Source organism: Kitasatospora sp. NPDC050543 (assembly GCF_044457565.1).
Classification (GTDB): domain Bacteria; phylum Actinomycetota; class Actinomycetes; order Streptomycetales; family Streptomycetaceae; genus Kitasatospora.
Window position 1 is genome coordinate 1 of record NZ_JBITGZ010000015.1, and the last position, 22,323, is coordinate 22,323.

A 22,323-nucleotide genomic window follows, 5' to 3' on the forward strand; every position below is an offset into this window, starting at 1 on the left:
TCCCGCGGGGTGGGGCTACTCATTGCGCCGCGCGCTCCGCTCCCGGGGGGGGGGGGGGGTTGGGGGGGGGCTTTCTTGGCCGCGGCCCCCCCGCCCCCCCCCCCACCCGCGGGCCTGCCCGGGGCTCCTCGTGGCGCCCCGGGCGGGTGCCGGTTCAGGCCCGGAAGGCCTCGGCGAGCACGTGGACGACCTCGCCGACCACGATCACGGCCGGCGGGCGGACCTGCTCGGCGGCGACGGTGTCCGCCACCGTGGCGAGGGTGGCGTCGATCCGGCGCTGGGCGGCGGTGGTGCCCTCCTGGATGACGGCGACCGGGGTGTCGGCCGGGCGGCCGCACTCCACCAGCTTCGCCGCGATCGAGCCGATCTTGTCGACGGCCATCAGCAGCACCAGCGTGCCGCTCATCCTGGCCGCGGCCTCCCAGTTCACCAGCGACCGCGGGTCGCCCGGGCCGACGTGGCCGGAGATCACGGTGAACTCGTGCGTCATACCGCGGTGGGTGACCGGGACGCCGGCCGAGGCCGGGACGCTGATGGAGCTGGAGATGCCGGGCACCACCGTGACCGGCAGACCGGCCTCGGCGCAGGCGAGCAGCTCCTCGCCGCCGCGCCCGAAGACGTACGGGTCGCCGCCCTTGAGGCGGACCACGAACTTGCCGGCCTTGGCGTGCTCGATCAGCGTCCGGTTGATCGCCTCCTGGGCCATGAAGCGCCCGTACGGGATCTTGGAGGCGTCGATCACCTCGACATGCGGGGGCAGCTCGGCGAGCAGCTCGCGCGGGGCGAGGCGGTCGGCGACCACCACGTCCGCGTCGGCCAGCAGCCGGCGGCCGCGCACGGTGATCAGGTCCGGATCGCCCGGGCCGCCGCCGACCAGCGCGACGCCGGCGCCGTGCGCGCGGTACTGGCGGGCGGCGAGGGAGCCGTCGCGCAGCGCGCCGACGATGCTGTCGCGCAGGCGGGCGGAGTGGCGCGGGTCCCCGGTGAGGACGGCGACGGTGGTGCCGCCGTCGTGGCCGCTGGCCGGCGTCCAGGCGGTGGCGGCGGCCGCGTCGTCGCTGCGGGAGCAGAAGACGCGTTCGCGCTCGGCCTCGGCGCTGACGGCGATGTTCACGGCCGGGTCGTCGGTGGCGACCAGGACGTACCAGGTGTCCGCGAGGTCTCCCTCGGCGTACGGGCGGGCGTGCCAGGTGATCTCACCCGCGTCCGCCATCGCCTGCACGGCCGGGGTGGTGGCGGGCGATATCAGCTGGATGTCCGCCCCGGTGGCGATCAGCGCGGGCAGTCGGCGCTGGGCGACCTGGCCGCCACCGACCACGACGACGCGCCGGCCGTCGAGCAGCAGGCCGACGGGGTACGGGGTGCGGCCCTCGGTGCTGGGGTGGGGGTGGGGGCCGTCCGGCCCGCCGGCGGGCGGGTTGGGCCCCTCCTGCCCGTTGGCGGGCGAGGAGGGCGGGGTGGGCGCGGTCATGGCTGCGGGCTCCTGAGTGGGGAGATGGTGCGGGTGCGGATGCAGCCCCCGGCACCCGGCGCGCCCTCGGGCCGGGTAGCGGGGGCTGCGTCTGGCGTCAGGACTTCTCGGTGACCCCGGCGGAGTCGAAGGTGGCTACATCGTGCATCGACCGGGCCGCACTCTGCACCAGCGGGAGGGCCAGCAGAGCGCCGGTGCCCTCGCCGAGCCGCAGATCGAGGTCGATCAGCGGACGCAGGCCGAGCTTGGCCAGCGCGACCTGGTGGCCGGGCTCGGCCGAGCGGTGGCCGGCGATGCAGGCGGCGAGCACCTCGGGCGCGATCGCCTTGGCGGCGAGGGCGGCCGAGCCCGCGATCACACCGTCCAGGATGACCGGGGTGCGCAGCGAGGCGGCGCCGAGCAGGAAGCCGGCGATGGCCGCGTGCTCCAGGCCGCCGACGGCCGCGAGGACGCCGATCGGATCCGCCGGGTCGGGCTGGTGCAGGGCCAGTGCCGCCCGGACGACCTCGACCTTGCGGGCGTGGGTCTCGTCGTCGATGCCGGTGCCGCGGCCGGTGACCTCGGCCGGGTCGACGCCCGCGAAGACGGCGATCAGCGCGGCGGACGGGGTGGTGTTGGCGATGCCCATGTCGCCCGTGATCAGCACCTTGTTGCCGGCCGCGACCAGGTCGCGGGCGGTCTCGATGCCGACCTCGATCGCCTTGAGCGCCTCCTCCCGGCTCATCGCCGGGCCCTGGGTCATGTCGTCGGTGCCCGGCTTGACCTTGCGGGGCAGCAGGCCGGTGGTCCGGCCGGACTGGATGGCCTGGGGCAGCTCGGAGGCGACGCCGACGTCCACCACGACGACCTCGGTGCCGATCTGGGTGGCGAAGGAGTTGATCACCGCTCCCCCGGCCAGGAAGTTGCCGACCATCTGGGCGGTGACCTCCTGCGGCCACGGGGTGACGCCCTGGGCGTGCACACCGTGGTCGCCGGCGAAGATCGCCACACAGCCGGGCTCCGGGATCGGCGGCGGGCACTTGCGCGACAGGCCACAGAGCTGGGCGGAGATGATCTCCAGCATGCCGAGCGAGCCGGCCGGCTTGGTCATCCGCTTCTGGCGTTCCCACGCCTTGCCCAGCGCCTTGGCGTCCAGCGGGCGGATGCCGCGCAGGGTCTCGGCGAGCAGGCTGTGCGGCTCCTCGCCGGGCAGCGCGCGGTTGCCGTACTGCTCCTCGTGGACGACCCAGGACAGCGGGCGCTTCTTCGCCCAGCCCTGCTGCTGGAGCTCGGGCTCCTCGGGGAAGGAGTCGACGTACCCGACGCAGAGGTACGCCACCACCTCCAGGTGCTCGGGCAGACCGAGCTCGCGGACCATCTCGTCGTCGTCGAAGAAGCTGACCCAGCCCACGCCCAGGCCCTCGGCCCGGGCCGCCAGCCAGAGGTTCTCGACGGCCAGCGCGGCGGAGTACGGGGCCATCTGCGGCTGGGTGTGCCGGCCCAGGGTGTGCCGGCCGCCGCGGGTACGGTCGGCGGTCACGACGATGTTCACCGGCGTTTCGAGGATGGCCTCGATCTTGATTTCCTTGAACTGCTTGGCCCGGCCCTTGGGCAGCGACTCGGCGAACGCCACCCGCTGGCGCTCCGCCAGCTCGTGCATCCGGCGGCGGGTCTTGGCCGAGCGGATGACCACGAAGTCCCAGGGCTGGGAGTAGCCGACGCTGGGGGCGGTGTGGGCCGCCTCCAGGACTCGGATCAGCACCTCGTGCGGGATCGGGTCGGGGCGGAAGCCGTTGCGGATGTCGCGGCGCTCGCGGATCACCTGGTGGACGGCATCGCGGCCGGCCTCGTCGTAGCCGGGGGCGGCCGGCGGGCGGGGCTCGGCGGGCTCCTCGGCGACGACGGGCTCCTCGGCCTCGGCGGCCCCGTCAGCCGCGGCGGGCCCGGGCTCCGCGGCCTCGGCGGCGATCTCCGCGGGGGCATCCGTCCCGGCGGGCTCGGGGTCGGCGGCAGGGCTGGGCTCGCCGGCGGCCGGCTCCGGGGCGTCGGACGCGTCGGCGGACGCGCCTGCCTCGGGAGCGGGCTCGCCCTCGGGCGCGGCGGTGGCCGCATCGGGCTGCCCGGGCTCGGTCACGGCGTCGGTGGCGGCCGGCGGCTGCTCCTCCTGGACGGGCATGGGCTGCCCGGAGGGCATGTCACCGGTGCCGGCCGCGGTCGGGGAGGTGGCGGGCTCGGCGGTGACCGGCTCGGCGGTGACCGGAGTGCTCTGGTCGGTGGGCTCGGACGTGGTCTTCTCCTCTGCGACCGGCTCCACGACGGGCTCGGCAACCGGCTCGGCGTGCTCGGCGCCGGCGTCGGCGGCCGGGGCCGGCTCGGCGGGCACCTCCTGCTGCTCCGGAGCCGGCGCCGGCTGCTCGGCGGGCACCTCGGCGGGAGCCTGCACGGACGCCTCGGCGGGCTCCGTGGACTCGGCGGACTCGGCAGGCGCTATCGGCACGGACTGTGCCTGGGCCCCGTCGGCCTCCACGGCGGGCAGACCGTGCGGGGCGGGCGCGGCGAGGAACGCCGCGATCCGCCGGGGCTGGGCGGGCGCAGCCGCCGGGGCCTCGGCGGCCGACTCGGTCTCGGCCTGCGGAGCGTCGGCGAGCGGCTCGGCGGCCGGCTCCACCTGGGCGGCCTGGTCGACGGCTGCAACGGCCTCGGCAACCGGCTCAGCCGGCGTCTCGGCGGCAGCCGGCGTCTCGGGCGCCACGGGCTCGGCGGCCAGGCCGGCGGCCTCCGGAGCGAGCTGGACGTCCTGCGGCTGCTCCGGCAGCGCGGCCGGCTCCACCGCGACCTGCGACGGCTCCACGGCAGCCGGCACCTCGGTGGCCTGTGCCTCGACCTGTACCTCGGCGACCTGCACCTCGGCGACCGGCGCCGGCGTCTCCGCCAGGACGGGTGCGGGCGCGACCACCTGCGGCTCGGGCTGCGGGACGACCCGCACGCCGTGCGCGGGCGTGCCGCCCACCGACGGCCCGCGGTCGGCGAGCGAGCGCACCGGCACATGGCCGGTCATCAGCGACGGGTCGGGGATCGGCGGGCCCGCGTGCAGCGGCCGCCGGGGCTGCTGAGCAGCCGTCAGCTGGTCCTGGGCCTGCGGCTGGGCGGGCGCGGCGGCCGGCTCCGTGACGACCGGGGCGGCGGCCTGCACCGGCACCTCGACGCCCTGCGCCACCGATTCGGCGCCGGGCACGCCGGTCTGCGCGTCGGCGGCCGACGGGTTCAGCGGCGGCCAGGACGGCTCGACGGGCGTGCCCGGAGCCGGCTGCGCGGCCTGCTCGTCGGCGTCGCGCAGGACGACGGTGTCCGTCACTCCCGGGACCCCGACGGGGAGCGACTGCTCGGGCGGCGCGCCGAGGACGACGGGCTCGCTCCAGGAGCCCTGCGGGCCGGGCATCAGCAACAGGTCGTCCTCGTCATCGAGCTGGTCCTCGGAATCCGGCTGGTCGAGGAAGGTGAACGCGGGGCGCGGCGCGGCGGCCTCGGCCGTCCATCCCTCGGTGCCCGGCATCCCGACACCGGGCATCCCGGCACCCGGCGCGGCGGCGGCCAGCGGGACCACACCCTGGACGGCGCTCTGCGGAGCGGCCGCCTGGCCGGGGATGGCCACCGCGGGCTCCGCCGGACCCGACGGACCCTCACCGGGCGCCCCTGCCAGCGGTGCACCGAGGCCCGCGGCGCCCGGCACCGGAGCGCCCTGGGCCGGGAATCCCTGCGCCGGGATGCCCTGCACCGCAACGCCCTGCAGCGGGGCGACGGGTACCGCGACACCCTCCGGCCGGCCGAGCGCGTCGGACCCGCCGAGCAGGTGCTCCGGCAGTCCCTCGCTGGGGACGTGGCCGCCATCGGTCATGTCAAAGCTCCTTCCAGGCCGCTGCCGCGCCCTTGGCGACGCGATCACCGACCGCAGCGCCCATCCGCCCACGGGCCGGGCCTGGTTCCGGCCCGCCCCTCAACCACGCACGGCCGCCGCGCCGAAGCGCTGCGGCCGTAGTCCTCCGGCGCGCTGCGGCACCCCGGCCTGCGCACCACCCGTCAGGAGTGGTCCGCCATCTGAAATAACGACAACCTCGGGGAACCGGCACGACCGCACCGGACCCTACGGCATTCTCCCGGTCCGGCATGCGGCCCGTCGAATTGCCCACACTCCGAGCAACAGTGGCTCGCATCACGTCAAAAAGGCGACAAACACACCAGATCGGGCATAGGTCGCCGACAGCCGCAGCCAACCAGGACGTCACACTACCGGCCTGAGGCGGTCCGCTCTCGAATCGGTGTCCGGATGCGACCGGGATCACCGCCACCGGCGCGCAGGCCTCCTGTGCGCCCCCCGAGCGGGAGACGACACCCGCTCAGGGGGCCGGCTCTCCCCAGAGCAGCACCGCCTGCGTCCCCGGGCCGAAGCCGAGCCCGGGAGCCGCGGCGGACGCAGGGCCGGCGGCCGGGCGGAGCGGGGTCTCCTGGAGCAGCGCGCCGTCCGCGCGGTAGCCGGCCGCGGTGATCGCCTGCTGGACGGCCTCCGCCTCGGCGAGCGAGCGGGCGACGGCCACCAGGCGCTCGGGGCGGCGCGCCAGCACCGCGCGCACCACCTCGGGCCCGCCGGACTCCACCACCGCGGCGTCCGGCTCCGGCAGCCCACCGAGCACCTCGGGCCCGCCACCGTGGACGGTCTCCACCTCCACCCCGTACCGGCGGGCGTTGACCGCGATCTGCGCGCAGGCGGAGCGGTCCGCCTCCACGGCCACCACGGCCGCGCCGAAGCGTGCCGCCTCCACCGCGATCGCTCCGCTGCCTGCGCCGACCGACCAGACCAGATCACCCGGGCGTGCGCCCAAACGGGCCAGTATCAGCGCACGGACGTGCGGGGGCAGCGCATCCGGCGCACTCGCGCCCGCTCCCGAGCGCCCGGCGCCCGCGTACGCCTCCGCAGGCAGCGCCCAGCCGCGCTCCGCGCCGGGGTATCCCACCGGCCGACCGGCCAGCCAGCCGGCCGCCTCGCCGACGACGGTGCCGGATTGCGGGCCGTTGCCGCCGATCACCAGCACCACGCTCGGGTCCCGCCAGAGGTGGTCGGCGACCCGGTCGGAGGTGAGCACGGTGACGTCCTCCTCGGGCGTGCCCAGTGCCTCGCACACCACGAACGTCCGGTGCACCCCGCGCAGCATCAGGGCCAGCTCGCCGGGCCCGGCGCCGGGCGCGGTGAGCACCGCGACCTTGGGGTGGGCGCGGCAGATGTTGGCCGCCCGGCGCAGCCGGCCGCCGTGGGCGCTCACCACCTGGGCGTCCTCCCAGGGCATCCCGGCGCGGGCGAACGCGGCGGCCACCGAGGAGACGGCGGGCAGCACCTCCAGTTCGAGCCCGTACTCGGGCCGGCGCAGGGTGCGGACCACACCGAAGAAGCCGGGGTCGCCCTCGGCGACCACCACGGCCGCGCCGCGGTGCTCCGCGATCCGGCGGGCCGCCAGCTGGATGCTGCCCAGGGCGAGCCGCTGCGCGCCGGCCGGGACCGGCAGCGCCTTGAGCTGGTAGGGCGCCCCGGCGACCAGTGTCGCCGCCGCGAGGGCCGCGCTGGCGGCCTCGGTCAGCGGCGTGCCGTCCCACCCGATGACCGTGATCCGGTCAGCCATCTGCGGCTGTTCCCCCTCGTCTGCGCGGCTCGTCTGTCCTGCTCATGGCTCTGCTGGTGGCTCTACTCGTACGGGCTGGCCCGCAGGCGCACACCGCCGGCTGCGCCGCCGGTGACAGGAGCTGAGGCTACCCGGTACGGCCGACCACGTGCCGACATCCCGTACACCTGTACGGCGCGTCGGTACGTCCTGCGGGATCTCAGTCCCGCAGGACGTACCGCTCGCCGGCCCAGACCGGGTCCGGCGCCGGCTCCATGTCCTCGGGCAGCAGGCTCCACAGGATGAGGTCGCTGCGGCTCTCGCCGGCCGGGCGGCGGCCCTGGAGCGGGCCGGGGCCGGGGGTCGCCGCCTCGATGTCGCGCACTATCCAGGCGCTGCGCAGCACGCCCTCGCTGATGCAGCCGATCTTCTGCGCCACCTGTTGGGCGGCGGTGTTGCCGGCCGCCGTACGGAGCTCCAGGCGCAGGAAGCCGCGGTCCTCGAAGAGCCACTGGGCGACGCCGAGGACGGCCTCGGGCGCGTAGCCCTCACCGCGGGCCCAGGGTGCGATCACGTAGCAGATCTCGGTGGAGAGCAGCCGCCAGTCGGTGTTGCGCAGTTCGACCACGCCGACCACCCGCCGGGTGAGGTGCTCGGTGACGGTGAAGGCGATGCCGTACCCCTGGGCGCGGTGGGCGGGCGCCCGGGTGCGGGACCACTCCACGGCGTGCGCCTCGGTGAAGGGCTGGGGGACGTCCGTCCAGGCGTGGACGAGTTCGTCGGCCATCATGGCGACCAGGCCGGGGGCGTCGTCGTCCGCAAGGGGGCGCAGCAGCAGCCGTTCGGTGCTGATGGCGGTCTCGGGGAAGCTCGCTGCCATGCCGTCTCTCCTCGCCGGGTCGTGGACACACCGTACGCCCCGGCGGCGCTGGGGTGTCTCGCGGTGCACGGACCGCACGACGGTACGTCAGAACACCACGCTGCGGGCCCGCACACCTGATACTGCCCGACCGGGCCCCCGCCGCGGTGCGGTGGGGGCCCGGTCGGGCGGCTGCGGGAGCGTCAGGGGGTCCGGCCGGTCAGAAGGCCGGGACGACCGAGCCCTTGAAGGTGTCGTTGATGTACTTCTTCACCTCGTCGGAGTGCAGCAGCTCGGCGAGCTTCTTCACCCGGGCGTCACTCTCCTTGCCCTTCTTCACGGCGAGGATGTTGGCGTACGGGTTGCCCTCGGCCTTCTCCAGCAGGATGGCGTCGGTGGCGGGCTTGAGGCCGGAGTCCAGGGCGTAGTTGCCGTTGATGACGGCGGCGTTGACGTCGTCGAGCGAGCGGGGCAGCTGGGCGGCGTCCAGCTCCTTCCACTTCAGGTTCTTCGGGTTGCCGGTGATGTCGGCCGGGGTGGCGCCGGTGCCGACGCCCGCCTTGAGGGTGATGAGGTTGTTGTCGGCGAGCAGCTTGAGCGCGCGGCCCTCGTTGGTGGCGTCGTTGGGGATGCCGACGGTGGCGCCGTCCGGAAGCTCGGTGGCGGCCTTGACCTTCTTGGAATACAGGCCCAGCGGCTCCAGGTGGACCGTCTCGACGGAGACGATGTCCGTGCCGTGCTTCTTGTTGAAGTCCTCCAGGTACGGCACATGCTGGAAGTAGTTGGCGTCGGCCGAACCGTCCTGCACCGAGGTGTTGGGGGTCACGTAGTCGGTGACCTCCTTGATGGTGAGCTTGAGCCCGGCCTTCTCCGCGAGGTTGTCCTTGACGAACTTGAGGATCTCGGCGTGCGGGGTGGGGCTGGCGACGACGGTCAGCGGCGCGTTCGGGTCCGAGGACCCGGCGGAGCCGGTGCTACTGCCGCAGGCGGCGACCGACAGGGCCAGGCCGGCGGTGGCGAGGACGCTGGTGAACTTCAGGGCGTTGCGCACGAAGAGTGCCTTTCTGCGTGGTGCGGGGAGCCGCGTCCAGGGTCGGACGGCGGGAGGTCAGTGGGCGACGAGGTCCTCGTCGGGGGTGGCCGGCGCGCCGGCGCGCGGGCGCAGCAGCCGGGTGCGGCCGGTGCGGCCACGGTGGGAGAGACGGCGGACGGCGAGGTCGCCGAGCAGCTGGACGAGGGTGACGATCACCACCAGCTCCGCGACGATGACCCACATGAAGGCGGTCTCGAAGCGGTAGTAGCCGTAGTTGATGGCCAGCGTGCCCAGGCCTCCGCCGCCGACCACACCGGCCATCGCGGAGTAGCCGATCAGCGCGATCACCGTGGTGGTGAAGGAGGCGGTCAGCGCGGGCAGCGCCTCGGGCAGCAGTGCCTTGCGGACGACGGTCCAGGTGCTGCCCCCCATCGCCTGGACGGCCTCGACCAGGCCGCGGTCCACCTCGCGCACGGAGGTCTCGACCAGGCGGGCGAAGAACGGGATCGCGCCGATGGTCAGCGGGACGGTGGCGGCCTCCCAGCCGATGGAGGTGCCGACCAGCCACTTGGTGAAGGAGAACAGCGCGATCATCAGGATGATGAACGGCAGCGAGCGGGCCACGTTCACGATCGCGCCGAGCACCTTGTTGACCGTCGGGTTCTGCAGCAGGCCGCCCTTGCCGGTGAGCACCAGCAGGACGCCGAGCGGCAGGCCCAGCAGGACGGTGCCGACGGAGGCGATGCCGACCATCTGGAGGGTCTCCCAGGTGGCGGGCCACATCAGGTCCTGCATCTGGTCCCAGGTCATGCCACCGCTCCGTTCACCGCGTCCAGCACGTCCACCTGAAGGCCCTGTTCGCGCAGGAACCCGATCGGCACCACGTTGTCCTGGTGGCTGCCGGAGAGTTCGACCCGCATCCGGCCGACCATCCGGCCGGCGATGGTCTCGACCGCCGCACCGAGGATGTTGATGTCGATCTGATAGGTACGGGCGAGCTGGGAGACGAAGGGCTGGGCGGAGGTGTCGCCCTGGAAGGTGATCTCCAGTACGGTCCGGCCGACGTGGCCGGAGGCGAACTCGCTGAGCGGGAAGAGTTCGCGGGCCAGCTCGGAGCCGGGCTCGGCGAGCAGGTCGGTGAGCGCGCCGGACTCCACCACCCGGCCGCCGCGCATCAGCGCGGCGGAATCGCAGACGCTCTTGATGACGTCCATCTCGTGGGTGATCAGCAGGACGGTCAGGCCGAGCCGCTCGTTGAGTTCGCGCAGCAGCTTGAGGATGGAGCGGGTGGTCTCCGGGTCGAGGGCGGAGGTCGCCTCGTCGGAGAGCAGCACCTTGGGGTCGCCGGCCAGGGCGCGGGCGATGCCCACGCGCTGCTTCTGGCCGCCGGAGAGCTGGCCGGGGTAGGCGCGGGCCTTGTCACTGAGGCCGACCAGGTCGAGCAGTTCGGCGGCCTTGCGGCGGCGGTCCTGGCGGTCCAGGCCGATGATCTCCAGCGGGAGTTCGACGTTCTCCTGCACGGTGCGCGAGGAGAGCAGGTTGAAGTGCTGGAAGACCATGCCGATCCGGCGGCGGGCCTCGCGCAGTTCGCGGCCGGCCCGGTGCTCCTGGCCGGCGAGGGCGGTGAGGTCCAGACCGTCCACCGTGACGCTGCCGGAGCTGGGACGCTCCAGCATGTTCACGCAGCGGATGAGGGTGCTCTTGCCGGCGCCGCTGGTGCCGACGACTCCGTACACCTCGCCCTCGCGGACGTGCAGGTCGACGCCGGCGAGGGCGGTCACCTCGCGGCCTCGGGGACCAGTGGCCCGATAGACCTTCGTGAGGTCCGTGGTGGTGATCACAGCTGCTTCCGTGGGTCGGGGGCGGGCGTCGTCGTACCGCCGGCCGGGTCACGGTCGGCGGTGGACGGCGGAACGCCGCGATTGGGGGGCACCCCCGGCCCGGTGGGTGGGCGCGGAGGGTGGGTTCGGACCTGCCATCCCCTGATCGTGGCCGCGCGGCGACCGGGCCGCGCGCAGGCGTGGCCCTTACGAGTCAGGCGTGGCCCTCACGGGCCGTCGGTGGGATTCCCGGGCCCGGTGGCGGGCAGACGGGGAGGGTGGCAGGGCAGCACTGCGCCGTTGGCGGCAGTGGCCGGGGTTCTCGCTTCGGGGCGCGAGGAGGGGACGGTGGCCCTCAGCAGTGACACATTCGACGACACATGGCACGCTCACCTGCCGGCATGGTGCCGGTGGGGGTCCAGTTCGTCGTCGCAGTCATGAGAGCCAGTAAATCAGATCGTCCGCATAGGTCCCAATGATCAGGACGAGCAGTCCGGAATGCGGACACGACCCGGTGGTACCAAGGCCGGGGCGCCCGTCACCGCGGTCGATCGGCAGTGGCGGGCGCCCCGGGAGAGCGTCGGGCGGGCTCGTCGGAGCCCGCGGGAGGTCAGGCGGAGGCCGCCAGTTCGACCTGGGCCGGCTTCTCCAGGGTGACCAGGCTCAGCTGCCGGCTGACCGGCTCGACGGACGTCTGCCGGTAGCCCTGGCGCGCGTACAGCCGCAGGTTGCCCAGACTGCGGTGGCCCGTCAAGAGGCTGAACGCCGTGACCGGGCCCTGCTCCAGCAGCCGGCGCTCCATCGCCTCCAGCAGCCGCCCGCCCAGGCCGTGCCGCTGCATCCGCGGGTGCACCACCAGACGCCCTATCCGGGCGAGACCGGCCTCGTCCACGCGGCCGCGCACCGTGCCGACCACCTCCTCGCCCAGCCGGGCCACCAGGACGTGCCGGTCGGCGAGCTCCGCGCGCAGGCTCTCCAGGGACTGGGTCAGCGGCTCGATGCCCCAGTCGCCGTACAGCTCGGCCTCGCTCTGGTACCCGAGGTACTGGAGCTTGAGGATCTGCTCCGCGTCGTCGTCGCCCGCCACCGAGATGATCACGCTCATGCCCATGTGCTGGGGCCTCCCCATCGTTGTGCCCGGCGCGCAAGGTGAGGGTCTCGCACCGGATGCCCTACCGGAGATCAGCCCGGCCGGGGATCGGCCCTGACCGGGGTAGCGCAAGAACGTACCAGCCCGGTGGGCGGGGCCGGGCCCTGGACACCGCGCCGCGCCCGGGCCGGGCCCGGCGGTCCTCGGTGTGCGGGCGTCGCCGCCGTCGAGAGCTACGTTCGCCAGCGCTCTACCCCGGCGTCAGCTGCTCTCAACCTTCCCGGCGCCGGACGTGTCGAGGGTCACGCGCGCTGACCGTGCAGCAGGGTGCGCAGGCAGGACAGGCAGCGCGAGCGGGTCGGGCCGATCGAGCCGCGCGGCAGGCCGAGCCGGGCGGCCAGCTGCCGGTAGCTCAGCTCGGGGCACTCGGCGAGGACGGTGAGCAGCTCGGGGCAGCGGCCGGGCAGCGCGGCGACGGCCGCGGCGACCGCCCTGCGGCGCTGGGCGGCGAGCACCTGGTCCTCGGCGGACGGAGCGTGGGCCTCCCGCCGCCCGGATGGTCGCAGGCCCGCGGGCACCGGATCGGACGGGAGCCCGGGGCCGGCGAGGCGGCGGAACTCCTGGAGGGTCAGCGCGCGCAGCCAGGACGCGGCGTCCCTGGGCACGCCCCGGCCGGCGGCGCGCTCGTACAGCCGCAGCCAGACGCTCTGCTCCAGGTCGCGGACGTCCAGCCGGTGACGGTGCGCCAGGGCGGTGGCGAGCGCGGCGAAGGCGGGGCGCAGCTCGCTGACGGACAGTCGGTGGGGCACACCTCTTCTACGCGGCGGACGGCCCGCCGGACACGCCCGGCCACTCGTACGGGCGACGAGGGGCGCGACGGCTGACCGTCGCGCCCCTCCACCTCGCCGGCAGCGTGCGCCGACGCGTCAGCCCTGCGTCCACTCCTGCTGGAGCGCCAGGTCGGCCTTCAGCTCGGCGAGCTGGGCGGCGACGGCGGAGGGCGCGGTGCCGCCCCGGCCGCTGCGGGAGGCGATCGAGCCGTGCACGCTGAGCACCGAGCGCACCTCGGGCGTCAGGTGCCCGGAGATCTCGGCGAACTGCTGGTCCGTCAGGTCGGACAGCTCGATGCCCAGGCCCTCGCAGACCTTGACGCAGGCGCCCGCGACCTCGTGCGCGACCCGGAACGGCACGCCCTGCCTGACCAGCCACTCGGCGATGTCGGTGGCGAGCGAGAAGCCGGCCGGGGCCAGCTCCTCCAGCCGCTCGCGGTGGACGGTGAGGGTGGCCATCATGCCGGTGAGGGCGGGCAGCAGCACCTCAAGGGTGTCGCAGGAGTCGAAGACCGGCTCCTTGTCCTCCTGGAGGTCCCGGTTGTAGGCGAGCGGCAGGGCCTTGAGGGTGGCCAGCAGACCGGTGAGGTTGCCGATCAGACGGCCGGACTTGCCCCGGGCGAGCTCGGCGATGTCCGGGTTCTTCTTCTGCGGCATGATCGAGGAGCCCGTGGAGAAGGCGTCGTGCAGCGTGATGAAGCCGAACTCCTTGGTGTTCCAGATGATCACCTCCTCGGCGATCCGGGAGAGGTTGATCCCGATCATCGCCGTCACGAAGGCGAACTCGGCGACGAAGTCGCGCGAGGCGGTGCCGTCGATCGAGTTGCCGACCGAGCCGCGCTCGAAGCCCAGGTCGGCGGCGACCGCCTCCGGGTCCAGCCCCAGCGACGAGCCGGCCAGCGCACCGGAGCCGTACGGGGAGACGGCGGTGCGGGTGTCCCACTGGCGCAGCCGCTCGGCGTCCCGGGACAGCGCCTGGACGTGTGCGAGGACGTGGTGCGCGAACAGGACGGGCTGCGCGTGCTGGAGGTGGGTGCGGCCCGGCATGGCGGTGTCCGGGTGCGCCTCGGCGAGGCCGACCAGCGCGTGCTGGAAGTCCAGCAGCAGCCGGCCGATGATCTTCGCGTGGTCGCGCAGGTACATCCGGAACAGCGTGGCAATCTGGTCGTTGCGCGAGCGCCCGGCGCGCAGCTTGCCGCCGAGGTCCGGGCCGAGCCGCTCCAGCAGGCCGCGCTCCAGGGCGGTATGCACGTCCTCGTCGGCGACGGTGCCGGTGAAGGCGCCGGATGCGACGTCGGCGAGCAGCTGGTCGAGGCCGCCGAGCATGCCGCTCAGCTCCTCGTCGCTGAGCAGGCCGGCCTTGTGCAGGACCCTGGCGTGCGCCTTGGAGCCGGCGATGTCGTAGGGCGCCAGGCGCCAGTCGAAGTGCACGGAGGCGGAGAGCCTCGCCAGCGCCTCGGAGGGGCCGTCGGCGAAGCGTGCGCCCCAGAGGCGGACGTCGGCGTTCTGGTCGGACGGCATCGCGGTGGCTCCTTGCTGCTGCGGGTAGGGGGCGAGCCCCGGCCGTGGGGAGGACGGCCGGGGCTCAGAGGGGTGGCTCAGGCCAGGTCGCGCCGGGCGGCGATCTTCGACGAGAGCCCGAAGATCTCGATGAAGCCCTTGGACATCGACTGGTCGAAGGTGTCACCGGTGTCGTACGTGGCGAGGTTGAAGTCGTACAGCGACCGGTCGGACTTGCGGCCGTTGACGACGGCGCGCCCGCCGTGCAGCACCAGCCGGATGTCACCGGAGACGTGCTGGTTGGCCTCGTTGATGAAGCCGTCCAGCGCGCGCTTGAGCGGGGAGAACCAGAGGCCGTCGTAGACCAGCTCGGCCCAGCGCTGCTCGACCTGCCGCTTGTAGCGGGCCAGCTCGCGCTCGACGGTGACGTTCTCCAGGGCCTGGTGGGCGGTGATCAGGGCGATCGCACCGGGGGCCTCGTAGATCTCGCGGGACTTGATGCCGACCAGGCGGTCCTCGACCATGTCCAGGCGGCCCACGCCCTGGGCTCCGGCCCGCTTGTTGAGCTCCTCGATGGCCTGGAGCACCGTCACCTTGCGGCCGTCGATGGCGACCGGGACGCCCGCCTCGAAGGTGATGATCACCTCGTCGGCCTCGCGCGGGGTGGCGGGGTTCTCGGTGTACTCGTACACGTCCTCGATCGGGGCGTTCCAGATGTCCTCCAGGAAGCCCGTCTCGACGGCCCGCCCGAAGACGTTCTGGTCGATCGAGTACGGCGACTTCTTGGTGGTCGCGATCGGCAGGCCCTTGGCCTCGGCGAAGGCGATCGCCTTGTCCCGGGTCATCGCGTAGTCGCGCACCGGGGCGATGCACTTCAGGCCGGGGGCCAGGGAGTTGATGCCCACCTCGAAGCGGACCTGGTCGTTGCCCTTGCCGGTGCAGCCGTGGGCGACGGTGGTGGCGCTGTGCTTCTGCGCGGCGGCGACCAGGTGCTTGACGATGGTCGGCCGGGAGAGCGCGGAGACCAGCGGGTACTGGCCCTGGTAGAGGGCGTTGGCCTTGAGGGCCGGCAGGCAGTACTCGTCGGCGAACTCCTCGCGGGCGTCCGCGACCTCGGCCTCGACCGCACCGCAGTCCAGCGCACGCTGGCGGATCGCGTCCAGGTCCTCGCCGCCCTGGCCGACGTCGACGGCGACGGCGATGACCTCGGCGCCCGTCTCCTCGGCGATCCAGCCGATGCAGACGGACGTGTCCAGACCGCCCGAGTAGGCGAGTACGACGCGCTCGGTCACGGCTTTCTCCTTCACAACAGTGCGAACAGGGCGCAGAGCCGGGATCCCCCATGCGCTGCTAGGTATAAGTATGCACGACACCGTATGAATCTCAAAGCCCGGGCGGGTGCGATCCCACGGCCGGGCGGGGTGTCCGCGCGGCGGCGCGCCCGAGGGTCGGCGGACGGCGCGGGGCCGGCACCGGGGGCCGGCGAGGGCGTACGCGAACGGCCGCCGGCCCGCCCCGGAATCGGGACGTGCCGGCGGCGCGAGCGCGGGGCTGCTAGGAGCGGGCCTGCGCGAGCTGCATCAGGTGGTCGGCCAGCGCCTGGCCGCCGAACGGGTCACGGCTGATCAGCAGCACGGTGTCGTCACCGGCGATGGTGCCGATGATCTCGAACACCTCCGCCTGGTCGATCGCCGAGGCGAGGAACTGCGCCGCCCCCGGCGGGGTGCGCAGCACGACCAGGTTGCCGGAGGCGGTGGCGGAGACCATCAGCTCGCCGGCCAGCCGGGCCATCCGGCCCTCGCTGGCGGACTCGCCCATCGGTGCGCGCGGCGTACGGTCACCGCCCTCGGCCGGGACGGCGTAGATCAGCGCGCCGTCCCGGTTGCGGATCTTGACCGCGCCCAGCTCGTCCAGGTCCCGCGAGAGAGTGGCCTGGGTGACCACCAGTCCGTCGTCGGCGAGCAGCTTGGCGAGCTGGCTCTGTGAGCGCACGGGCTGACGGGTCAGCAGGTCCACGATGCGCCGGTGGCGGGCCGTGCGGGTCTGCGGGACCTGCGACGTCGGACCGGCGGCGGGCTGGTCGGGGCTGGAAGCGGTCATGTGATGATTCTCCCGGACTACGCTCGGCCGTCGACCGGCGGGGCGCCCTCGCGCACCGAGCGCAGGATGCCCGGCAGCGCCGCGAGGAACGCCTGGGCGTCCTGTTCGGCGAGCACCAGCGGGGGCGCGAGCCGGACGGCGTCCGGTACGGCGGCGTTCACCAGGAACCCGGCCTCCTGCGCGGCGGCCTGGACGGCGGCCGCCACCGGCTCTCTCAGCACGATGCCCAGCAGCAGTCCGGCGCCGCGCACGTGGTCCACCAGCGGGTCGCCGATCGCCTCGATTCCGCTGCGCAGCAGCTCGCCGGTCTTCTGGACATGCTCCAGCAGCCCCTCGGACTCGATGGTGTCCAGGACGGCGAGGGCGGCCGCCGCGACCACCGGGTTGCCGCCGAAGGTGGTGCCGTGGTTGCCGGGGTGCAGCAGCTCGGCGGCCGGCCCGAAGGCGACGGTGGCGCCGATCGGCAGGCCCCCGCCGAGGCCCTTGGCGAGGGTGACGACATCGGGCTCGACACCCTCGACGGCCTGGTGGGCGAACCAGTGGCCGGTGCGGCCGATGCCGGTCTGGATCTCGTCCAGGATCAGCAGGGTGCCCGTGGCCCGGGTGATCTCGCGGGCCGCCCGCAGGTAGCCGTCCGGCAACGGGATGGCGCCGTTCTCGCCCTGGACGGGCTCCAGGAAGACGGCCGCGGTCTCGGTGGTGACGGCCGCGCGCAGCGCCTCGACGTCACCGAACGGTACGTGGGTGACATCACCGGGCAGCGGGCGGAACGGGTCCTGCTTGGCGGGCTGGGCGGTGAGCGCGAGGGCGCCCATCGTCCGGCCGTGGAAGGCGCCCTGGAGGGAGACCAGGTGGCTGCGGCCGGTCAGTCGGCTGATCTTGAAGGCGGCCTCGACGGCCTCGGCCCCGGAGTTGCAGAAGAAGACCCGGCCGTCCCCCCTGCCGAACAGCCCGAGCAGGCGCTCGGCCAGCCGCACCGTCGGCTCGGCGAGGAAGAGGTTGGAGATGTGGCCGAGGGTGGCGATCTGCTCGGTGACGGCCTGCACCACGGCCGGGTGCCCGCTGCCGAGCGCGTTGACCGCGATGCCCCCGATGAAGTCGGTGTACTCCTTGCCCTCGGCGTCCCAGAGCTTCACGCCCTCGCCACGCACCAGCGGGATCCGCGGGGTGCCGTAGTTGTCCATCAGCGCGTGCCGCCACCGCTGGGTGAGGTCGCCGTTGCCGCTGCTCATGCCAGTCCCCCGGTCAGAAACGTCTCGTCGTCCGGCACGACCATCGTGCCGATGCCCTCGTCGGTGAAGATCTCAAGGAGCAGCGAGTGCTGCACCCGGCCGTCCAGGACACGGGCGGTGCCCACCCCGGAGCGCACCGCGTTCAGACAGCCCTCCATCTTGGGGAGCATGCCGCTGGCCAGGGTCGGCAGCAGCTCGTCCAGCTCGTCGGCGCTCAGCTGGCTGATCACGTCGTCGGAGTTCGGCCAGTCGGCGTACAGGCCCTCGACGTCGGTGAGGACCACCAGCATCTCGGCGCCCAGGGCGACCGCCAGCGCGGAGGCGGCGGTGTCCGCGTTGATGTTGTAGACGTGGCCGTCGGTGCCCCGGGCGATCGAGGAGATCACCGGGATCCGGCCGTCCGCGATCAGTGCCTTCACCGCGCCGGCCTCGATGTTGACGATGTCACCGACCAGGCCGATGTCGACCTGCTCGCCGTCCACCACCGCGTAGCGCTTCACGGCCGTCATGGTGTGGGCGTCCTCGCCGGTCATGCCGACCGCGAACGGGCCGTGGCCGTTGAGCAGCCCGACCAGTTCGCGCTGGACCTGCCCGGCCAGCACCATCCGCACCACGTCCATGGTCTCGGGGGTGGTGACCCGCAGGCCGTTGGTGAAGGAGGACTCCAGGCCGAGCTTGGCGAGCTGGGCGCTGATCTGCGGGCCGCCGCCGTGCACCACGACGGGGTGCAGGCCGGCGTAGCGCAGGAAGACCACGTCCTGGGCGAAGGCCGCCTTGAGGTCCTCGTCGACCATCGCGTTGCCGCCGAACTTGATCACCACGGTCTTGCCGTGGAAGCGCTCCAGCCAGGGGAGCGCCTCGATCAGGGTCATCGCCTTGGGCAACGCGGTGTTGTTGCGGGCCTGTTCGCCCTTGGGTGCGATCTGCACGGGTGTCCCTCGGCTCAGGTGGAGTAGGCGCTGTTCTCGTGCACGTAGTCGGCGGTGAGGTCGTTGGTCCACACCGTGGCCGCGGCCTCGCCGGCGTTGAGGTTCGCGGTGATGACCACCTCGCGGCCGGTCATGTCGACCAGGTCGCGGTCCTCGCCGACGCTGCCGGCGCGGCAGACCCAGACGCCGTTGATGGCGACGTCCAGGCCGTCCGGGTCGAAGGTCGCGGTGGTGGTGCCGATCGCGGCCAGCACCCGGCCCCAGTTCGGGTCCTCGCCGTGCAGGGCGCACTTGAGCAGGTTGTTGCGGGCGATCGTCCGGGCGACGTCCACGGCCTCGGCCTCGGTGAGGGCACCGGTGACCTCGATCCGGACATCCTTGCTCGCGCCCTCGGCGTCGCCGATCAGCTGGCGCGCCAGGTCGTCGCAGACGGTCCGGACGGCCTCGGTGAACTCCTCGGCGTCCGGGGTGACCCGGGAGGCGCCGGAGGCGAGCAGCAGCACGGTGTCGTTGGTGGACATGCAGCCGTCGGCGTCGATCCGGTCGAAGGTGGTGCGGGTGGCGGCGCGCAGCGCCCCGTCCAGGCCCGCGCCGTCGACGTCGGCGTCGGTGGTGAGCACCACCAGCATGGTCGCCAGGCTCGGCGCCAGCATGCCCGCGCCCTTGGCCATGCCGCCGACCGTCCAGCCCGCTGCGCTGGTGACCTGGGCGGTCTTGTGCACGGTGTCGGTGGTCTTGATGGCGATCGCGGCAGCCTCGCCGCCGTCGGCGTCCAGCGCCTGCGCGGCCCGGGCGACGCCGGGCAGCAGCAGGTCCATCGGCAGCCGCACGCCGATCAGGCCGGTGGAGGCGACGGCCACCTCGCCCGCGCTGAGCCCGAGCTCCTCGGCCACCTTCTCGGCGGTGGCGTGGGTGTCCTGGAAGCCCAGCGGCCCGGTGCAGGCGTTGGCGCCACCGGAGTTGAGCACCACGGCGGAGATCCGGCCACCCTTGAGGACCTGCTCGGACCAGAGCACGGGAGCCGCCTTCACCCGGTTGGCGGTGAAGACGCCGGCCGCCGCGAGCAGCGGGCCGTCGTTGACGACCAGCGCGAGGTCCGGCGCGCCGGAGGCCTTGAGGCCGGCGGTGATCCCGGCGGCGCGGAAGCCCTCGGCCGCCGTCACTCCGATGTTCTCGCTGCTGGTCACGGTGCGACTCCATTCACGGGCAGGCCCAGCTCTTCGCGCAGGCCGAGGGCGATGTTCATGCTCTGCACCGCGCCGCCGGCGGTGCCCTTCACCAGGTTGTCGATCGCGCTGATCGCGATGATCCGCCCGGCGCTCTCGTCGAGGGCGACCTGGACGAGAGCGGCGTTCGAGCCGTAGACCGAGCTGGTCTGCGGCCACCGGCCCTCGGGCAGCAGGTGGACGAAGGGCTCCCCCGCGAACGCCTCGGCGTACGCCTGGCGCAGGCTCTGCGCCGTCACGCCGGGCTTCGCCTTCGCGGAGCAGGTGGCGAGGATGCCGCGCGGCATCGGGACGAGTGTCGGGGTGAAGGACACCGTCACCGGCTCCCCCGCCACCGGGGTGAGGTTCTGCGACATCTCGGGGGTGTGCCGGTGCCCGCCGCCGACGCCGTACGGGCTGACGCTGCCCATGACCTCACTGCCGAGCAGGTGCGTCTTGGCCGCCTTGCCGGCGCCGGAGGTGCCGGAGGCCGCGACGATCACCGCCTCGGGCTCCGCCAGCTTCGCCGCGTACGCGGGGAACAGGGCGAGCGAGACGGCCGTCGGGTAGCAGCCGGGCACCGCGATCCGCGTGCTGCCCTTCAGCGCGGCGCGGTGGCCGGGCAGCTCGGGCAGGCCGTACGGCCAGGTGCCGGCGTGCGGGGAGCCGTAGAACTGCTCCCAGTCCGCGGCCGCCCGCAGGCGGAAGTCGGCGCCGCAGTCCACCACCAGCACGTCCGCGCCGAGCGCCTCTGCGACGGCCGCGGACTGCCCGTGCGGCAGTGCCAGGAACACCACGTCGTGGCCGGCCAGCACCTCGGGCGTGGTCGGCTCCAGCACCCGGTCCGCCAACGGCAGCAGGTGCGGCTGCAACACCCCGAGCCCGACCCCCGCGTTGGAGGCGCCGGTCAGCGCGCCGATCTCCACCTCCGGGTGTCCGAGCAGCAGACGCAGCACCTCGCCGCCCGCATACCCACTCGCTCCGGCTACGGCCACTCGCAATGCCATGGCTTTCCCTTCTAGGACTTGGCATGAATATACGCACCTCGGAACATTCATGCAAGAAGCTCCGGGGGACACCCGGCCCCGCCGGGCGCGGACGGCCGGAGCCGGCCGGGTGCGCGAGGCGCGGCCGACCCGTCACGCGGTGATCACTAGTCGACTCGTGGCGGGTCGAGAATGGAGGAATCCCACAATTCGTAGGCACTCGACTCCGTCAGGCGCCGCACCTGATCGACCGTCACACCCTTGGCAGAGTGGCGCACAGCCAGCCTCCCCGGGCAGATCGCCCGTCCGGGGAGTTGTATCTCCAACACAAGGGGGGACCACTCCATGAACGCGCAGGCCAACGACGTCCTGATCACCGGCCTCGGGGCGACCACGCCGCTCGGCGGGGACGTGACCTCGACCTGGGCCGCGATGCTGGCCGGGGAATCCGGGATCCGCACGATCGAGGAGGACTGGGCGGCCGGCCTGCCCGTACGGATCGCGGGCCGGCTGAAGGCCGAACCCACCGAGGTACTGGACCGGGTACAGGCCCGCCGGATGGACCGCTGCGAGCAGATCGCGCTGATCGCCGCCCGCGAGGCCTGGGCCGACGCCGGCGCGCCCGAGGTCGATCCGCACCGGCTGGCCGTGGTGATCGGCACCGGCACCGGGGGCGCGCTCACCATGCTCGGCCAGGACGACGTCCTGGAGGCCTCGGGCGTGCGGCGGGTGTCCCCGCACACCGTCCCGATGCTGATGGCGAACGGGCCGGCCGCCTGGGTCAGCATCGAACTCGGGGCGCGCGGCGGCGCCCACACGCCGGTCAGCGCGTGCGCGTCCGGCGCGGAGGCCATCGCGCTGGGCCTGGACCTGATCCGGCTCGGCCGGGCCGACGTGGTCGTCGCCGGCGGCACCGAGGCCTGCATCCACCCGCTGCCCCTGGCCGGCTTCGCCCAGGCCAAGGCCCACTCGACCCGCAACGACGAGCCCCGGCGGGCGTCCCGGCCCTTCGACACCGACCGCGACGGCTTCGTCATCGGCGAGGGAGCCGCGGTGCTCGTCCTGGAACGCGCCGGGTTCGCGGCGGCCAGGGCCGCCCGCGTCCACGCCACGCTCGCCGGAGCCGGCGTCACCTCCGACGCGCACCACATCACCGCCGCGCACCCCGACGGCCAGGTCCGCGCGATGCGCCTGGCGCTGGCCGCCGCCGGACTGTCCCCGCTCGCCGTGACGCACGTGCACGCCCACGCCACGTCCACGCCCAAGGGGGATCTGGTCGAGGCCGGGTCGATCGCCGAAGCCCTCGGCACCCACCCGGCCGTCACCGCGACCAAGTCGATGACCGGCCACCTCTTCGGCGCGGCCGGGGCGGTCGGCGCCCTCGCCGCGATCCTCGCCGTCCGCGACGGGATCATCCCGGCGACGCAGAACCTCGACTCGCTCGACCCGGAGGTGAAGCTCGACGTCGTCACGGGCCGGCCCCGGCGGGGGGCCGTGGGGGCGGCACTGACCAACTCCTTCGGTTTCGGCGGCCACAACGCCTCGCTGGTGTTCACCCCCGCCCCCTGACCGCCGGGGCGCCAGGCGCCGGTCCCGTCTCCCACGAGGACCGGACCGGCGCCTGGCGGCTCCCCCACCGGC

At 73.8% G+C, this 22,323-nt stretch carries 17 protein-coding genes; 1 reads left to right on the top strand and 16 read right to left on the bottom strand.

Annotated features, from left to right (window positions below; genetic code table 11):
- Window positions 1–154: 154 nt before the first annotated feature.
- The 16 genes from cobA to argC all read right to left on the bottom strand — a co-directional run bounded on the left by cobA (window position 155) and on the right by argC (window position 20,703).
- Window positions 155–1,471: a uroporphyrinogen-III C-methyltransferase gene (gene cobA / locus ACIBH3_RS19550; protein ID WP_396313254.1), complete on the bottom strand. Its 1,317-nt coding sequence runs from the start codon at window positions 1,469–1,471 to the stop codon at window positions 155–157.
- 97 nt (window positions 1,472–1,568) lie between these two features.
- The gene (cobT, locus tag ACIBH3_RS19555; RefSeq protein WP_396313255.1) at window positions 1,569–5,345 is read right to left on the bottom strand and encodes a nicotinate-nucleotide--dimethylbenzimidazole phosphoribosyltransferase; all 3,777 of its coding nucleotides are present in this window, start codon (window positions 5,343–5,345) and stop codon (window positions 1,569–1,571) included.
- Window positions 5,346–5,844: 499 nt separating this feature from the next.
- On the bottom strand, window positions 5,845–7,119 hold the full coding sequence (gene cbiE, locus ACIBH3_RS19560; protein WP_396313256.1) for a precorrin-6y C5,15-methyltransferase (decarboxylating) subunit CbiE: 1,275 nt from the start codon (window positions 7,117–7,119) through the stop codon (window positions 5,845–5,847).
- Between the two features lie 199 nt (window positions 7,120–7,318).
- Window positions 7,319–7,978, bottom strand: a complete 660-nt coding sequence (locus ACIBH3_RS19565) for a GNAT family N-acetyltransferase (protein WP_396313257.1) — start codon at window positions 7,976–7,978, stop codon at window positions 7,319–7,321.
- 199 nt (window positions 7,979–8,177) lie between these two features.
- Window positions 8,178–9,008, bottom strand: a complete 831-nt coding sequence (locus tag ACIBH3_RS19570) for a MetQ/NlpA family ABC transporter substrate-binding protein (protein WP_396313258.1) — start codon at window positions 9,006–9,008, stop codon at window positions 8,178–8,180.
- 57 nt (window positions 9,009–9,065) lie between these two features.
- Window positions 9,066–9,800, bottom strand: coding sequence for a methionine ABC transporter permease (locus ACIBH3_RS19575; protein WP_396313259.1), 735 nt, complete (start codon window positions 9,798–9,800; stop codon window positions 9,066–9,068).
- A complete protein-coding gene (locus tag ACIBH3_RS19580) occupies window positions 9,797–10,831 on the bottom strand; it encodes a methionine ABC transporter ATP-binding protein (protein ID WP_396313260.1) in 1,035 nt (344 codons plus the stop codon). Before ACIBH3_RS19580 ends, ACIBH3_RS19575 begins: the two co-directional genes overlap by 4 nt.
- A gap of 589 nt (window positions 10,832–11,420) precedes the next feature.
- The gene (locus tag ACIBH3_RS19585) at window positions 11,421–11,921 is read right to left on the bottom strand and encodes a GNAT family N-acetyltransferase (protein ID WP_396313261.1); all 501 of its coding nucleotides are present in this window, start codon (window positions 11,919–11,921) and stop codon (window positions 11,421–11,423) included.
- A gap of 281 nt (window positions 11,922–12,202) precedes the next feature.
- Window positions 12,203–12,709 (bottom strand): sigma-70 family RNA polymerase sigma factor, encoded by a 507-nt coding sequence (locus ACIBH3_RS19590; RefSeq protein WP_396313262.1) that lies wholly within the window; start codon window positions 12,707–12,709, stop codon window positions 12,203–12,205.
- Between the two features lie 117 nt (window positions 12,710–12,826).
- Window positions 12,827–14,251, bottom strand: coding sequence for an argininosuccinate lyase (gene argH, locus ACIBH3_RS19595; RefSeq protein WP_396313263.1), 1,425 nt, complete (start codon window positions 14,249–14,251; stop codon window positions 12,827–12,829).
- A gap of 77 nt (window positions 14,252–14,328) precedes the next feature.
- Window positions 14,329–15,522 carry an argininosuccinate synthase gene (locus tag ACIBH3_RS19600; protein ID WP_396313264.1) on the bottom strand — a complete coding sequence of 398 codons (1,194 nt, stop codon included), beginning with the start codon at window positions 15,520–15,522 and terminating at the stop codon, window positions 14,329–14,331.
- A 262-nt stretch (window positions 15,523–15,784) separates the two neighbouring features.
- On the bottom strand, window positions 15,785–16,330 hold the full coding sequence (locus ACIBH3_RS19605) for an arginine repressor (RefSeq protein WP_396313265.1): 546 nt from the start codon (window positions 16,328–16,330) through the stop codon (window positions 15,785–15,787).
- Window positions 16,331–16,347: 17 nt separating this feature from the next.
- Window positions 16,348–17,562 carry an acetylornithine transaminase gene (locus ACIBH3_RS19610; RefSeq protein WP_396313266.1) on the bottom strand — a complete coding sequence of 405 codons (1,215 nt, stop codon included), beginning with the start codon at window positions 17,560–17,562 and terminating at the stop codon, window positions 16,348–16,350.
- Window positions 17,559–18,434 carry an acetylglutamate kinase gene (gene argB, locus ACIBH3_RS19615; protein ID WP_396313409.1) on the bottom strand — a complete coding sequence of 292 codons (876 nt, stop codon included), beginning with the start codon at window positions 18,432–18,434 and terminating at the stop codon, window positions 17,559–17,561. Before argB ends, ACIBH3_RS19610 begins: the two co-directional genes overlap by 4 nt.
- A gap of 71 nt (window positions 18,435–18,505) precedes the next feature.
- Window positions 18,506–19,660, bottom strand: coding sequence for a bifunctional glutamate N-acetyltransferase/amino-acid acetyltransferase ArgJ (argJ, locus tag ACIBH3_RS19620; RefSeq protein ID WP_396313410.1), 1,155 nt, complete (start codon window positions 19,658–19,660; stop codon window positions 18,506–18,508).
- A 14-nt stretch (window positions 19,661–19,674) separates the two neighbouring features.
- Window positions 19,675–20,703, bottom strand: coding sequence for an N-acetyl-gamma-glutamyl-phosphate reductase (gene argC, locus ACIBH3_RS19625; protein WP_396313267.1), 1,029 nt, complete (start codon window positions 20,701–20,703; stop codon window positions 19,675–19,677).
- Window positions 20,704–21,027: 324 nt separating this feature from the next.
- On the opposite strand from argC, the gene ACIBH3_RS19630 reads away from it, so the two are divergent.
- Window positions 21,028–22,251: a beta-ketoacyl-[acyl-carrier-protein] synthase family protein gene (locus tag ACIBH3_RS19630; RefSeq protein ID WP_396313268.1), complete on the top strand. Its 1,224-nt coding sequence runs from the start codon at window positions 21,028–21,030 to the stop codon at window positions 22,249–22,251.
- The last annotated feature ends 72 nt before the right edge of the window (window positions 22,252–22,323 follow it).

Bases quoted from the DNA above. Each gene is read 5' to 3' on its own strand.
- cobA (WP_396313254.1), bottom strand. From the start codon at position 1,471: ATGACCGCGCCCACCCCGCCCTCCTCGCCCGCCAACGGGCAGGAGGGG.
- cobT (WP_396313255.1), bottom strand. From the start codon at position 5,345: ATGACCGATGGCGGCCACGTCCCCAGCGAGGGACTGCCGGAGCACCTG.
- cbiE (WP_396313256.1), bottom strand. From the start codon at position 7,119: ATGGCTGACCGGATCACGGTCATCGGGTGGGACGGCACGCCGCTGACC.
- ACIBH3_RS19565 (WP_396313257.1), bottom strand. From the start codon at position 7,978: ATGGCAGCGAGCTTCCCCGAGACCGCCATCAGCACCGAACGGCTGCTG.
- ACIBH3_RS19575 (WP_396313259.1), bottom strand. From the start codon at position 9,800: ATGACCTGGGACCAGATGCAGGACCTGATGTGGCCCGCCACCTGGGAG.
- ACIBH3_RS19585 (WP_396313261.1), bottom strand. From the start codon at position 11,921: ATGGGCATGAGCGTGATCATCTCGGTGGCGGGCGACGACGACGCGGAG.
- argH (WP_396313263.1), bottom strand. From the start codon at position 14,251: ATGCCGTCCGACCAGAACGCCGACGTCCGCCTCTGGGGCGCACGCTTC.
- ACIBH3_RS19605 (WP_396313265.1), bottom strand. From the start codon at position 16,330: ATGACCGCTTCCAGCCCCGACCAGCCCGCCGCCGGTCCGACGTCGCAG.
- ACIBH3_RS19610 (WP_396313266.1), bottom strand. From the start codon at position 17,562: ATGAGCAGCGGCAACGGCGACCTCACCCAGCGGTGGCGGCACGCGCTG.
- argB (WP_396313409.1), bottom strand. From the start codon at position 18,434: ATGACCCTGATCGAGGCGCTCCCCTGGCTGGAGCGCTTCCACGGCAAG.
- argC (WP_396313267.1), bottom strand. From the start codon at position 20,703: ATGGCATTGCGAGTGGCCGTAGCCGGAGCGAGTGGGTATGCGGGCGGC.
- ACIBH3_RS19630 (WP_396313268.1), top strand. From the start codon at position 21,028: ATGAACGCGCAGGCCAACGACGTCCTGATCACCGGCCTCGGGGCGACC.